At 62.1% G+C, this 13,184-nt stretch carries 12 protein-coding genes; 5 read left to right on the plus strand and 7 right to left on the minus strand.

Annotation, left to right across the window (positions count from 1 at the left end; genetic code table 11):
* Positions 1-8: 8 nt before the first annotated feature.
* Entirely contained in the window at positions 9-569 is a 561-nt protein-coding gene (locus tag HKK54_RS04220) for a fimbrial protein (RefSeq protein WP_010170279.1), read from the minus strand.
* Between the two features lie 51 nt (positions 570-620).
* Positions 621-1,142: a fimbrial protein gene (locus HKK54_RS04225; protein WP_169386228.1), complete on the minus strand. Its 522-nt coding sequence runs from the start codon at positions 1,140-1,142 to the stop codon at positions 621-623.
* A 530-nt stretch (positions 1,143-1,672) separates the two neighbouring features.
* On the opposite strand from HKK54_RS04225, the gene HKK54_RS04230 reads away from it, so the two are divergent.
* Together HKK54_RS04230 and HKK54_RS04235 are read left to right on the plus strand one after the other, a co-directional pair.
* The gene (locus HKK54_RS04230; protein ID WP_010170285.1) at positions 1,673-2,236 is read left to right on the plus strand and encodes a PadR family transcriptional regulator; all 564 of its coding nucleotides are present in this window, start codon (positions 1,673-1,675) and stop codon (positions 2,234-2,236) included.
* Positions 2,233-3,006, plus strand: a complete 774-nt coding sequence (locus HKK54_RS04235) for a siderophore-interacting protein (protein WP_169386229.1) — start codon at positions 2,233-2,235, stop codon at positions 3,004-3,006. The genes HKK54_RS04230 and HKK54_RS04235 overlap by 4 nt, the downstream gene beginning before the upstream one ends.
* Positions 3,007-3,009: 3 nt before the next feature.
* On the opposite strand, the gene HKK54_RS04240 is transcribed toward HKK54_RS04235, so the two are convergent.
* Entirely contained in the window at positions 3,010-3,636 is a 627-nt protein-coding gene (locus HKK54_RS04240) for a Pr6Pr family membrane protein (RefSeq protein ID WP_169386230.1), read from the minus strand.
* Between the two features lies 1 nt (position 3,637).
* Entirely contained in the window at positions 3,638-3,874 is a 237-nt protein-coding gene (locus tag HKK54_RS04245) for a VF530 family DNA-binding protein (RefSeq protein ID WP_003216406.1), read from the minus strand.
* Between the two features lie 375 nt (positions 3,875-4,249).
* Here HKK54_RS04245 and HKK54_RS04255 point away from each other — a divergent pair, with 375 nt between their 5' ends.
* Entirely contained in the window at positions 4,250-6,268 is a 2,019-nt protein-coding gene (locus HKK54_RS04255) for a TonB-dependent receptor (protein ID WP_010170294.1), read from the plus strand.
* 149 nt (positions 6,269-6,417) lie between these two features.
* Here the strand turns inward: HKK54_RS04255 and HKK54_RS04260 are convergent, their stop codons facing one another.
* From HKK54_RS04260 to HKK54_RS04270, 3 genes are all read right to left on the minus strand, one after another.
* Positions 6,418-8,442: a c-type cytochrome gene (locus HKK54_RS04260; RefSeq protein WP_169386231.1), complete on the minus strand. Its 2,025-nt coding sequence runs from the start codon at positions 8,440-8,442 to the stop codon at positions 6,418-6,420.
* A 286-nt stretch (positions 8,443-8,728) separates the two neighbouring features.
* Positions 8,729-10,336 (minus strand): 5-guanidino-2-oxopentanoate decarboxylase, encoded by a 1,608-nt coding sequence (locus tag HKK54_RS04265; RefSeq protein ID WP_169386232.1) that lies wholly within the window; start codon positions 10,334-10,336, stop codon positions 8,729-8,731.
* Positions 10,337-10,452: 116 nt separating this feature from the next.
* Entirely contained in the window at positions 10,453-11,343 is an 891-nt protein-coding gene (locus HKK54_RS04270) for a LysR substrate-binding domain-containing protein (RefSeq protein ID WP_010170300.1), read from the minus strand.
* A gap of 215 nt (positions 11,344-11,558) precedes the next feature.
* Here HKK54_RS04270 and HKK54_RS04275 point away from each other — a divergent pair, with 215 nt between their 5' ends.
* Positions 11,559-12,353: an ABC transporter ATP-binding protein gene (locus tag HKK54_RS04275; RefSeq protein ID WP_169386233.1), complete on the plus strand. Its 795-nt coding sequence runs from the start codon at positions 11,559-11,561 to the stop codon at positions 12,351-12,353.
* Positions 12,354-12,399: 46 nt separating this feature from the next.
* A complete protein-coding gene (locus HKK54_RS04280) occupies positions 12,400-13,173 on the plus strand; it encodes a transporter substrate-binding domain-containing protein (RefSeq protein WP_010170304.1) in 774 nt (257 codons plus the stop codon).
* The last annotated feature ends 11 nt before the right edge of the window (positions 13,174-13,184 follow it).

Genomic DNA, 13,184 nt, shown 5'->3' on the forward strand with positions numbered 1-13,184 from the left:
ATCACTCTTCAAAAGTATTCCAACTTGAACCGCACGGCGGCCGTGTGATCCCCCGCCAAGAGCGGCACTCCGTTGCCCACCAAGTGCACCGTGTAGTTGAGCGTCATGTCGCCATCAATCACCGGATGCAGCGCCATCGGCACTCCCGGAACACTCTCTTCACCCGCCGCATCCTGGATATGGAAGGCGACCCCCTGTGAGCCACCAAAAGCAGCAAAGGAGCGCCCGCCCCGGTCGGAAGGGCCGTCGAATGTCACGCGCAGGTGTTCCCAATCCGGCAGCGTTACGCCGGGGCGCGAGGGGTCGGGACGAGTCACCGAGCAGTTCACCAGACGCAACTGGAAGGGATGTTTCTGCCCCTGTCCGTCTCGTAGAAGCCGGCCGATGGGTTCGGAATCCATCTCGATGGTTTGATCGACAGTGGCCGCTTCCAGCCCGCAGGCTGAATCGATGATCACGCCTCCCAGCGTGACGACCCCATCGCCTTGCGCATCCGCCTGCGCGAACACCCAAGGGCTGATGAACATCGTCAATGAGGAGGCGATAGCGAGACTTATGAATGTTTTCACCTGAACCTCCCGCCAGCTTCCCCCCGCCACCTGAAGTGGCGGGGGAAAAACTTACTGATAAGCCAAGGTGAAATTGGTGACCGCGCTGAACTCACCAGGAACGATTGCGCCGGTGGCCTGGCCTTGTACGTAGGCACCGAATTCCAGCGTGTTGTTACCGGTGGAAATGACCTGCGGGGTCGTAGGGGTACCCAGCACGACAGGTCGGCCGCCATGGGTCATCATGACGCCGATGCCACCCGCGCCACCGACAGTGCCGATGGCGCCAGGCACAGCGCCCGATGGCGCGCCAGTAAAGGTAGTGGTGACGGTGTTATCGGTGAGGCTGGACAGGTCGCAGCCTTCCAGTTCGATACGCACAGGGCGGGACTGAGACCGGCCACCGGTTTCCAGCTGATGCTTTGCGATCGCGCCAAGGTGAACCGACTGATCTACGGATTCAGGCTTGATAGAGCAAGCACCCGAGTGCACAGACCCCAAAAACGTAACCGTTCCATCCGCAGCATTGGCTACAGAGATCGAACCTGCCAGCAGGCCGAGAGTTAACAGCGCAGTTTTCACTTTAGAATTCATTTGCAGACGCCCACATAATATTAAATATCACAACGGTATCCTGTCGCAGTTGCACGCAGGACTTGTTAAGCGTTTAACGCTTTCCAGAAAGGGATTTGAAGTATTGGTTTTTCCAACTACTTGCATTGCATTTCTGTCATTCGTTCGACGCCGGGCAATTATCCATGGCGATTTTTAATAAAAAAGCCGTCCGATTCGCTGAGTTGCGTAGCTTTGTCACACCAAGACACATAGGAAAATTATGGCACTTTGCCAAAACTAAAAAATTGTCTGTAAGAACTAGACTACATGCAATTTAATGAGAATTATTTGTAAGCGGGAAGTCTGTAAGAATAGGATTACACCTTATAAAAAACAATAGTCATTACTTATAAAAACCAACTAACGGGTTGGCGAACAGGCCGACTGAACCGGCCTCGGGAGGGAGGCGAGCAAACGCTTAGGTGGGATGACCGTTCGTCTGGTCAGGTTGCTCGCTCACAAAGATATATCTTAAGTTGTATCTAAACCAAGAGAGAGAGCACCTGGATATGAGAGACCATCATTCCCACCGCGAGGGCCGCGACGGCTTCGAGAAACGCCCAGGCCGCGAACGCGGCGGCCGCGGCCCGCGGGTATTCGCCCCCGGCGACCTGAAACTGCTGCTGTTGGCGCTGATCGCCGAACAGCCATGCCACGGCTACGACCTGATCCGCCAGATCGAAGGCCTGTTCGATGGCGCCTACAGCCCCAGCCCCGGCGTGATCTACCCGACCCTGACCTTCCTTGAAGAAAGCGAAATGATCAGCGGCGACGCCGAAGGCGGAAAAAAACGCTACACAATCACCGACGCCGGACGTCTTTCCTTAAGTGAGCAAGCAATTGCCCTGGAAGGCGTGCGCATGCGCATTGACGTGAGCAAGCGCTCCCTGCGTGGCCATGACCGCCCGCCGGAAATTCACGAGGCGGTGCACAACCTGCGCCATGCCTTGCAGCTTCACCACGGACGCTGGAGCCCGGAAGAAATCGTCCGGGTTGCCGCCCTGCTCAACACCACGGCCCAGGCCATCGTCGACGGTCCGGCTGTTCAACCTGTACCGGAGCAAGCCCAATGACTGAACCGAATAAACTCGAAATCCACCGCGTCATGCACGAGATCAAACGCCGCCGCCTGGAAGTACTGAAGGTGGTGGATATCACCCCGCGCATGCGCCGTATCACCGTTGGCGGGCCGCAACTGGCCGGGTTTGTGAGCCTGGGTGCCGACGACCATATCAAGCTGCTGTTCCCGCAGAACGCCGCCGAGCAAGCGGCGCTGGACGACCCGAACTTCAGCCTCCAGGGCGACGGCCCTGCACCCGCCATGCGGGACTACACGCCACGGCGTTTTGACCTGGAGATTGGCGAACTGGAGATCGACTTCGTGCTGCACGGCGATGGCCCTGCGTCCACCTGGGCCGAACAGGCCAAGGTCGGCCAGCACCTGCATATCGGTGGGCCACGGGGCTCGCTGATCGTGCCGGATATCTTCGACAGCTACTTGCTGATCGGCGATGAAACCGCGATTCCGGCCATTGCCCGGCGCGCCGAGGAATTACCGGCAGGGCGTAAGGTATTGGCGGTCATCGAGATCGAAAATACGGCGGAACAGCAGCCGCTGCACAGCGCTGCCGAGGTTGAAGTGATCTGGGTGGTACGCGGCCAGGACGACCTGCTTGAAACCGTGCAGAACCTCACGTTGCCGGGCGGTTCGCTGTACAGCTTTGTCGCCACCGAGGCCAAACTGTCGCGCCAGGTACGGCGGGTGTTGCTGGATCAGCACAAGGTGAATGAGGCGTCCCTCAAGGCCGTGGGCTACTGGCGCGCCGACGCCAGCGAGGAATAGAACTCAGCGGTGGCGGCTGGCAAGCCTGTCCAGCCCCACCACTGCCAGCGCCACCAGCACGAACCCCGCCAGAATCCCCCCGGCATTGATAAACACCTGTGGATAACCCAGCTTGTCCACGTCAATGAACGGGTACTGATACAGCCCCCACACATACCCGCGCAACAGCGCATACGCGAAGTACACCACCGGGTAGATCACCCACAGCCCGATGTGTTTGAGCCGCAGGCTGCCCTTGGGTACGCAGCACCACCAATACACCACAAACACCAACGGCATCACGTCGTGCAGCAACTCGTCCGCCATAAACTGCAGGCCTGCAGGCGCCCACATATGCCGCAGCAACAGGCTGTAGGCGAGGCTGACCACCACAATGCTCACGGCGATGCCGCTGCTGACCACCGGCCCGAGGAAAAACCGGCTCGCTGCCGTTGGCCGTTGCACCCAGGCATGGGTCAACACCACCGCCACCAGGGTGTTGGTGAGCACGGTGAAGAAGCTGAAAAAATTCACCAGGCCCGGCAACAGGCTCGCGCCATCAACCCAGCGAAAATAGAAAATGATGTACTGCTGCAGCGCCAGGCCAGCCCAACCGCCGAGGGCTGCCAGGCCGATAAGGTGACGTTTCACCTCAATCCTCGACCGGCCGCTTGGTGCGCATCAACTTCACGTACAGACCCTCGACCTTCTCACGTGCCCACGGCGTCTTGCGCAGGAACGACAGGCTCGACTTGATGCTCGGGTCACTGGAGAAACAGCGGATGTTGATGCGCTCGGCCAGGCCTTCCCATTGGTAATGCGCCACCAGTGCGGTGAGGACCTGTTCCAGGGTGACGCCGTGCAGTGGGTCTTTGTTTGTCGCGGTCATGCCGGGCCTTTTGCAAAAAAGAAGAAAACCAAGCCGCGCACCTTAGCGGACGGGCCGGGCCGGTGGAAGCACCGCTTTAACTGTAGACGCATTCGATCGTTCCCACGCTCTGCGTGGGAATGCCGAATTGGACGCTCTGCGTCCTGCGGCCGACGCGATTTTTTGCCCTGCGCAATGGTGACGCAGAGCGTCACGGGATGCATTCCCACGCAGAGCGTGGGAACGATCAGAGTGGGAATGATCGAGCAGGGTTTGGGAGAAGTTCCCCTTGGCAGGGAAAAAAGTGATGTTATATTGTAACGATAACTATCAAGGGGTATCGAATCCCTTACCGTTTTCAGCCTTCTCTTTTTGCCGTTTGCCAAGGAACGACCGATGTCCCTCTCTTCTCTCTGGCGCCTCACCCCGCTGGCCGCCGCCCTGTTGATCACCTCCCAGGCCAACGCCCTGGAGTTGCAACCCCAAGTCATCACCGGCAACCCGCTGGGCAGCGAAACCCTCGCCTCGCCCACCACCGTGCTGGAAGGCGATGACCTGACCCTGCAACAAAAAGGCAGCCTGGGTGAAACCCTGAACAAGCAACCCGGCGTGTCGTCCTCGTACTTCGGCCCGGGTGCCAGCCGGCCGATCATTCGTGGCCAGGACGGCGACCGCATTCGCATCCTGCGCAACGGCGTCGGCGCGCTGGACGCTTCGTCGCTGTCCTATGACCACGCGGTGCCGCTGGACCCGGTCAACGTCGACCGCATCGAAATCGTGCGCGGCCCGGCCGCCCTGCTGTATGGCGGCAGCGCCATTGGTGGCGTGGTGAACACCTTCGACAACCGCATCCCCACCGAGGCCATTGAGGGCATTCACGGTGCCGGTGAATTGCGCTACGGCGGCGCCGACACCACCCGCAGCAGCGCCGGCAAACTGGAGGCCGGCAACGGCAGCTTCGCCTTGCACCTGGATGCCAACGCGCGGGAATTCAACGACCTGAAAATCCCCGGTTTTGCCCGCAGCCGCCATGCGCCGGAAAGCGAAGACGGTGAAGGCAAGAACGGTCGCCTGGGCAACAGCAACGGGCGTCAGGACGGCGGCTCGGTCGGCGGTTCCTACACGTGGGACGACGGTTACGCCGGGCTGTCCTACAGCAACTACGACAGCAACTACGGCTCCCCGGCCGAGCAGGATGTGCGCATCCGCATGAAGCAGGATCACTACGCCTTCGCGTCCGAGATCCGTAACCTGCAAGGGCCGTTCACCTCGGTCAAACTCGACGCCGGTTATACCGACTACAAGCACATGGAAATCGAAGGCGGCGAAACCGGCACCACCTTCAAGAACAAGGGCTACGAAGCCCGCGTGGAAGCCCGGCACTTGCCGATCGGGCCGTTCAACGGCGTGGTGGGCGCGCAAGTCAGCCGCAATGAATTCTCGGCCCTGGGTGAAGAAGCCTTCGTGCCGCAGACCGACACCAATGCCGGCGCGCTGTTTATCCTCGAAGAAATGCAGGCCACCGACCGCCTCAAGCTAAGCCTCGGCGGGCGCCTGGAACACACCAACGTCGACCCGGACGGCAAGGGCAACGCGCGCTTCGCCAATGCCAACAAATCCGCCGACTTCACCGCCGGCAGCCTGTCGTCCGGCGCGGTGTATACCCTGACGCCAATCTGGTCGCTGGCTGCCACCCTCGGCTACACCGAACGCGCCCCGACCTTCTACGAGCTGTATGCCAACGGCGCCCACGTCGCCACCGGCACCTATGAACTGGGCGACGCCAACCTGTCGAAGGAAAAAGCCGTGTCCAGCGACCTGGCACTGCGCTTTGACAACGGCACCCACAAAGGCAGCTTCGGAGTGTTCTACAGCCACTTCTCCAACTACATCGGCCTGCTGGGCAGCGGTCGTACCCTGAATGACGAAGGCGAGGAAGACGCCGGCGGCATCCCTGAGTACAAATACTCCGGCGTGCGTGCGCGTTTCGCAGGGTTTGAAGCCCAGGACCACATCAAGCTGGGAGAAGGTGCCTACGGCAAGTTCGCGCTGGAGCTGTCGGGCGACTACACCCGTGCGACCAACCTGGACACGGGTGAAGCGTTGCCCCGGATTGCGCCGTTGCGTTTGAACAGCGGTTTGTTGTGGGAACTGGATCGTTGGCAGGCGCGGATCGACGTTGAACACGCAGCAGGTCAAGGCCGGGTACCGGATAACGAAAGCGGCACCGACGGCTACACCACCCTGGGCGCCAGCGCCGGCTACCGTTTCAATGTGGGCGGCAGCCAGTGGCTGGCGTTTGTGAACGGCGAGAACCTGACGAACCAGACCGTGCGCTATGCCAGTTCGATCCTGCGGGATATTGCTCCGGCACCGGGCCGGAGTGTGCAGGTCGGTCTGCGTACCACCTTTTAAAAGCTGATTGAAACCTCTGTGGCGAGGGAGCTTGCTCCCGCTGGAGTGCGTAGCGCTCCCACTATTTTGGGGCCGCTGCGCAGCCCAGCGGGAGCAAGCTCCCTCGCCACAATAAGCACCTTTGCTACAGTCCCGATGTTAACGCTTAACTAGTACCGCGCATCCACCGGCTTACCGCCCTTAGGCCAATCCTTCACCTTGTCCGGGAAATCCGGGCGAGGTTGTTGGGAGAAGTACGCCGCCACATCCACCGCCTCCTGATCCGACAGCCCACCCTGCCCCAACGGGAATTTCTCGTGGAACCCGATCGGCATGTTGCGCTTGACGAACGCCGCCGCCGTGTACAGCCGCGCCATCCCCGCCCCGATATTGAACGACTGCTCGCCCCACAACGGCGGGTACACCGGTTCGCCATCCGCCCGCGTCAAACCCTGGCCGTTGTCGCCATGGCACACCGCGCACTGCCTGGCGTACACCTGCTTGCCATTCTCCATGTCCGGCTTGATCGCAGGGTCGACCTTGCCGACCCCGCGCCCCGTCACTTTGTCTTGCGGTTTAGTGTTGTTTTTCATCCAGTCGAAGTACGCCACCATCGCCTGCATCTCCGCCGATTCCGGTGGCAACGGCGTGCCATTCATCGAGCGCCGGAAGCAGCCGTTGATCCGCTCTTGCAGGCTTACCACCTTGCCCGCACGCGGCGCATAGCCGGGGAAAAACGCCGAGACGCCCACAAACGGCGAACCGTCGGCCACGGTGCCTGCGTTGAGATGGCAACTGGTGCAGTTCAGCGCGTTGCCAACGTTATCGGGCAGCAGTTCCTTGGTTTGCAGGTGCAAGCGCATGCCGCGTACCACTTGATCGGCATTCGGCGCCGCCAGCAATTCAGCCAGGCGCGGGGTTTCGAACGCGGAAGAATCGGTGGTGACCGGGTTGAGCTGCCCGCGCATTTTCTTCACCTGGGCAGCCGTAATGGGCGTGCCTTCGTTGCCCCAACTGCTGCGCACAAAGCTGAGGATTTCAGCGATTTCCTGGTCCGCCAGCCGGGCAAACCCAGGCATGGTGTAGACCCGTGGATGGGTTGCCGTTTCAGCGGTTTCCCAGCCGGTAAGCGTGATATGCAGCAGTGACGTCGGGTTGTTCGAAGCAACGCCCGGGTTGCCCGCCAGCCTCGGGAACAAGCCCTTTACCCCGCCGCCGTCGCTGCGGTGGCAGTCACTGCAAAACTGCATGTAGCCCAGGCCGCCACGGCTGGTATACAGGTCCTTGGGCGGCGCGGCGGGCTCGTGGGCCACGGCGGGCATCGGCAGGTCGTCCTTGCCCGGCGGCAGGGATTTCAAATAGGTCGCGATGGCCGTCAAGTCGGCGTCGGTGAAGTGCTGGGTGCTGTGATGAATCACATCCGCCATGTTGCCCGAGACCGTGGCAAAGCGGTTCTGCCCGGTCTTGAGCAATTGCACGGTGTCGTCCACGGTCCACAGGTTGCGCAGGCTCAAGGCGCGCCAATGCTCCACAGTCTCCCCGGCCAGGTAATGCTGGCCGCTGCGCCCGGCATCGCTCATGGCCTTTTCCTGGAACGCGATGCCGCGCGGTGTGTGGCAGGAACCGCAATGCCCCAGGCCCTGGACCAGATACGCGCCACGGTTCAACACCTCATCCCTGGCCGGGTCCGGCGCAAACGGCTGCTTGTCCAGGAACGCAAAATTCCACAACGCCAGGCCCCAGCGCTGGTTGAACGGGAAACCCATCTCGGCCTCCAGGTTCGGTTTGTTCACCGCCTCCACGCCCTGCATCAGGTAGGCGAACAGGGCGCGCATGTCACCTTCGCTCATCTTTGCGTAGGACGGATACGGCATCGCCGGGTACAGGTTCTGCCCCGCCGGCGTCACGCCTTCACGCATCACCCGGTCGAACTGCTCGAAGCTGTACTGGCCGATGCCGGTGTCGCGATCGGGGGTGATGTTGCTCGAATAAATCGTGCCCATCGGCGTGCTCAGTTCCAGCCCGCCGGCCATTGGCGCGCCCTGTTTGGCGGTATGGCAGGCGATGCAGTCGCCCAGTTGGGCAACGTATTTGCCCTGTTCGATCAGCGTGGGGTCGGCTTCGTTGGCGTGCAGGGGAAGAGACAGACACAGCATCACCCCCACAAGGCCCAGACGTGACAGGGGAAAAATCATCGCACTATTCCTTTAATAACCCGGGCCTGGGGTGGTCCCCTCGACGCAGGTCTGCAATCGTTTTTATTGGGTCATCAGGCGGATAACCGGGGCATGATCAGCCCCAGCTTCGTTGTAGCGGATTTTTTGTGCGCGGCCCTTGATGTGGGTCAGGGCCAGGAGGGATCACACACCTGTGGGAGCCGGGCTTGCCCGCGATGCAGACGACTCGGTACATCAGTAACACCGAGGTGATGCCATCGCAGGCAAGCCAGCTCCCACAGTTGATCTGCGGTGTTTCAGAGGATCAGGCGTTTTTCAGGTAGCGGGCGGCGTCGAGTTCGATCATCACCGGCTGGCGGGTGCCGGCCAGCGCCTGCAACAGTGTGTGCAAGGCCTGTGGGGTATCCACCGCGTGATGGGCGATATGGAAGCTGCGGGCCATGGCGGCAAAGTCCGGGGTCATGATGTCGACCCCCAGCGGCGGTATTTCCCGCGCTTCCATGTAGTCGCGAATCTCGCCGTAGCACTGGTTGTTCCACAGCACCATGATCACGCCCACATCGGCCTCGCGGGCGGCGATCAGTTCGGCGCAGGAGAACTGCATGCCGCCGTCGCCCACCAGCGCCACCACCGGGCGTTCGGGCCTGGCCAGTTTCGCGCCGATGGCCGCCGGCAAGCCGTAGCCGAGGGTGCCGTAGCCGGTGCCGGCGTTGAACCAGCTGTTGGCGGCCGGCGCCTGGTAACCCACCGCGCCCTGGTACACCGGCTGGGTTGAATCGCCGACGATCAACGGGTCCACCAGGCTGTCGCGCAGCAGGTCGAGCAAGCCTTGCAGGCCCTGTTGCTTGGCAGTCCAGCTGTCGCGCTCGATCCGGTTGACCCGTTGCACGCCATCCTGCGCCCAACTGCCGGACGAGGCTTGCGGGGCGACCTGTTCCAGCAGCGCCTGCAAGCCTTCGCGGGCATCGCCCACCAGGCCGACATGGGCCCGTTGCACGCCCATGACTTGCATCGGGTCGATGTCCAGGCGAATCAGCGGCGCCTTGAATTTCAGCGGGCCGAGGCCGAAGAAATCGTAGTCGGTTTCTCCCAGTTCGGTGCCCACCGCGAGGATCACATCGGCCTCGTCAAACAGCGAGCGGCCATGACGGGATGACTGCACGCCGTCCAGCAACAGCGGGTGATTCATCGGCAGCAAGCCACGGGCATTGGTGGTCAGCGCCACCGGCGCCTGGAGATGCTCGGCGAGTTGCTGCAACACTTGGGCGCAGTCCCGGGCACCGCCACCGGCGAGGATCAACGGGCGGCGTGCTTCGTTGAGCAACCGCAGAGCGGCGGCCAGCGAGGCCGGTGCCGGAGCCGGCGCGCCGGGCAAGCTGCGGGGCATCAGGTTGAGGTCGACAGCGGGCATGTCCAGCACGTCCAGCGGGATTTCCAGGTGCACCGGGCGCGGGCGTGCACATTTGAAAACCGCAAAGGCCCGGGCGAGGATTTCCGGGAGTTGCGCCGGTGATTGCAGGGTGTGGCTGAAGGCGCACACGCCGGCGACCATCGCGCGCTGGTCCGGCAGTTCGTGCAGGTGGCCGTGGCCCAGGCGCAGGTGTTCGCGGCGGTTGGTGGTGGAAATCACCAGCATCGGGATCGAGTCGGCGTAGGCCTGGCCCATGGCCGTGAGGATGTTGGTCATGCCCGGGCCGGTGATGATGAAACACACGCCGGGCTTGCCACTGGCCCGGGCGTAACCGTCAGCCATGAAGCCGGCGCCCTGCTCGTGGCGCGGGCTGATATGGCGCAGGCGGCTGCCGTGCAGGCCACGGTAGAGTTCAACGGTGTGCACGCCGGGGATGCCGAAGACGGTGTCTACGCCATACCCTTCCAGCAGGCGCACCAGTGACTGGGCACAGGTGGTCATTGCTCACTCCTTTTTTATTGTTCTGTGTCGATGTGCGGGACCATAGGGCGCGCAAGGAGGCGCAACAATCGAAAAATTTCACCACCACTGCCGAAAAAAATTCACAGGTCACGCCCTCAACTGAGTAAACCGCTGCCCAACTGCAACTTCACCCACTCCCCAAACGCCTGCACCACCGGGCGCTCGACCTTCTGGTGATCGGCCACCAGGTAATACCCGCGATTGGACTCGATCTCGGTCTCGAACGGCCGCACCAGCCAGCCCTTGGCCAATGCCTCGCCGCTGATCAGGTTGTCGCCCATGGCAATCCCCTGGCTGGCAATGCACGCCGACTGCACAAAATGCGCATCGGCAAACACGATGCCGCGCTGCACATCCACATTCGGCGCCCCGGCGGCAGCCAGCCACACGCGCCAGTCGGAGTAGTCGATCATGTGCAGCAACGGCGCGCCCACCAGGTTTTCCGGGGTCTTGAGCCCGCCCATGGTGTTGACCAGGCGCGGGCTGCACACCGGGAAATAACGCAACGACACGATCTTCTGCACATGCTGGTTCGGCCAGTCGCCCATGCCGTAGGCCACGAACAGGTCGGCGTTCTGGTCGCTGGTGTCGTCTGGCGTACGAGGGGAAATCAGGTGCAATTCCACCTGTGGGTACAGCGCCTGGAAATCCGCGATGTGGGTGCACAACCAATACGTCGCAAACCCCGCCGGGCTGCTGATGCACAGGCGCCCGCTGACCTGCTGGCCGTCAAAGCGCTGCCCGGCTTCGAGGATATTCGCCAGCAGCAGGTGGATGTCCCGGGCATAGCGCTCGCCCTGCCAGGTGATGCGAATGCTGCGCCCGGTGCGCTCGGTCAGGGCAAACCCCAACGTCTGCTCCAGGCTCTTGATCTGGTGGCTGATGGCGCTGGGGGTCAGGTTCAGCTCGGTGGCAGCGTCCGACACGCTGCCCAGCCGAGCCACCGCGTCCAGCGCCCGCAAGGCGGTCATGGAGGGGTAGCGCATAGGTCTTCACCGGCGGGTATTTTTGCGCACCATAGCCGTTATCCACCGCCAGACATAGCCACAGCACCGGGAAGTTTTCAGCAGGACAGTTGAATTAAATTTCAAGGTCGGGCGAAAAATCCTCGATTGACCTCAAAGGGCCAGTAGCTATTCTCGACCTCCATCACGGCGCACCCGTGAGGCCGCTTACCTTACAAAAACAAGAGGGATAACCCTTGCACGCGCAGCCCAATTCCGTCACCCCGGTGGTCGCCATCGACGCTCTGCACAAGAGCTACGCCGCACACCACGTTCTCAAAGGCATCTCCCTGCGCGCCAACGAAGGCGAAGTGGTGTCGCTGATCGGTTCCAGCGGCTCGGGCAAAAGCACCCTGCTGCGCTGCATCAACCTGCTGGAGATCCCGTGCAGCGGCAGCCTGCGCATCAACGGCGAAGAAGTGCGGCTGAAAAAAGACCGCGCCGGCAACCCGCGAATCGCTGACCCCGACCAGGTGGCGCGGCTGCGCACCCAACTGTCGATGGTGTTCCAGAGTTTCAACCTGTGGCCCCACCGCACCGTGCTGGAAAACGTCATCGAAGCGCCGGTGTACGTGCTCGGCGAAGACCGCAAGGACGCCATCGCCCACGGCGAACAGCTGCTGGAAAAAGTCGGCCTGGCGGACAAGCGCGATGCCTTCCCCGCCTTCCTCTCCGGCGGCCAGCAACAGCGCGTGGCCATCGCCCGCGCCCTGGCCATGCGCCCCCGGGTGCTGCTGATGGATGAACCCACCTCGGCCCTCGACCCGGAGCTGGTGGGCGAAGTGCTCAAGGTCATCCAGGGCATCGCCGAAGAAGGCCGCACCATGATCCTCGTCACCCACGAAATGGCCTTCGCCCGCGACGTGTCGAGCAAGGTGATGTTCCTGCACCAGGGCTTGGTAGAAGAAGAAGGCACGCCACAAAAAGTCTTCCAGAATCCTGATAGCGAGCGCTGCCGCCAGTTCGTCATGGCCCAGGACAATCGCGTTTGATCGCTCCAACACTGCCCCCCAAAAACAACTCAAACAGGGTAATCCCATGCAAAAGCTGATCAAGACTCTCACCGCCGGCTGCCTGTTCGCGCTCGCCGCCCACAGCGCCGTGGCCGCCGAAAAAATCGTCTTCGGTATCGCCCTGGAACCTTACCCGCCGTTCTCCGAGAAAGCCGGCAATGGCGCCTGGAGCGGTTTCGAGCCGGAACTGATCAAGGCCTTGTGCGAGCGCCTGCAAGCCCAGTGCCCGCTCAAGGAAGTGTCCTGGGACGGGCTGATCCCGGCGCTGACCTCCAAGCAGATCGACGTGATCCTCAACTCCATGAGCATCACCGAAGAGCGTGAAAAGGTCGTCGACTTCACCGCGCCGTACTACCAGACGCCGGCCATGTGGGTGGCCGATGCCAGCCTGGACCTGACCACTACCCCCGAAGGCCTCAAAGGCAAAGTCATCGGCGTACAAGGCTCGACCTCCAACGCCACCTACCTCAAGGCCTACTACGCCAAGGGCTCGACCCTGCGCTACTACACCACCCAGGACGACATGACCGCCGACCTGCAAAGCGGGCGCATCGACGTGATGCTGGCCGACGCGCTGACCATCGAGCCGCTGCTCAAATCCTCCGGCGGCAGCGGCCTGGCCGACAAGGGCCTGGCGCCGAAAGACCCGCTGTTCGGTTCGGGCATCGGTGCGGCGGTACGCAAGGGTGACGACGCCCTCAAGCAGCAACTCAACAGCGCGCTGGCAGCGATGAAGGCCGACGGCACTTACGACAAGATTCGCAGCCGCTACTTCAGCGTCGACATCTCTGCGCAGTAACACCCGGCGGA

This window comes from Pseudomonas sp. ADAK13 (assembly GCF_012935715.1).
Taxonomy (GTDB): domain Bacteria; phylum Pseudomonadota; class Gammaproteobacteria; order Pseudomonadales; family Pseudomonadaceae; genus Aquipseudomonas.

What these genes read in the sequence shown, in the direction of transcription:
- HKK54_RS04225 (WP_169386228.1), bottom strand. Translation starts at nt 1,142, where the DNA reads ATGAATTCTAAAGTGAAAACTGCGCTGTTAACTCTCGGCCTGCTGGCA.
- HKK54_RS04230 (WP_010170285.1), top strand. Translation starts at nt 1,673, where the DNA reads ATGAGAGACCATCATTCCCACCGCGAGGGCCGCGACGGCTTCGAGAAA.
- HKK54_RS04235 (WP_169386229.1), top strand. Translation starts at nt 2,233, where the DNA reads ATGACTGAACCGAATAAACTCGAAATCCACCGCGTCATGCACGAGATC.
- HKK54_RS04245 (WP_003216406.1), bottom strand. Translation starts at nt 3,874, where the DNA reads ATGACCGCGACAAACAAAGACCCACTGCACGGCGTCACCCTGGAACAG.
- HKK54_RS04255 (WP_010170294.1), top strand. Translation starts at nt 4,250, where the DNA reads ATGTCCCTCTCTTCTCTCTGGCGCCTCACCCCGCTGGCCGCCGCCCTG.
- HKK54_RS04260 (WP_169386231.1), bottom strand. Translation starts at nt 8,442, where the DNA reads ATGATTTTTCCCCTGTCACGTCTGGGCCTTGTGGGGGTGATGCTGTGT.
- HKK54_RS04265 (WP_169386232.1), bottom strand. Translation starts at nt 10,336, where the DNA reads ATGACCACCTGTGCCCAGTCACTGGTGCGCCTGCTGGAAGGGTATGGC.
- HKK54_RS04270 (WP_010170300.1), bottom strand. Translation starts at nt 11,343, where the DNA reads ATGCGCTACCCCTCCATGACCGCCTTGCGGGCGCTGGACGCGGTGGCT.
- HKK54_RS04280 (WP_010170304.1), top strand. Translation starts at nt 12,400, where the DNA reads ATGCAAAAGCTGATCAAGACTCTCACCGCCGGCTGCCTGTTCGCGCTC.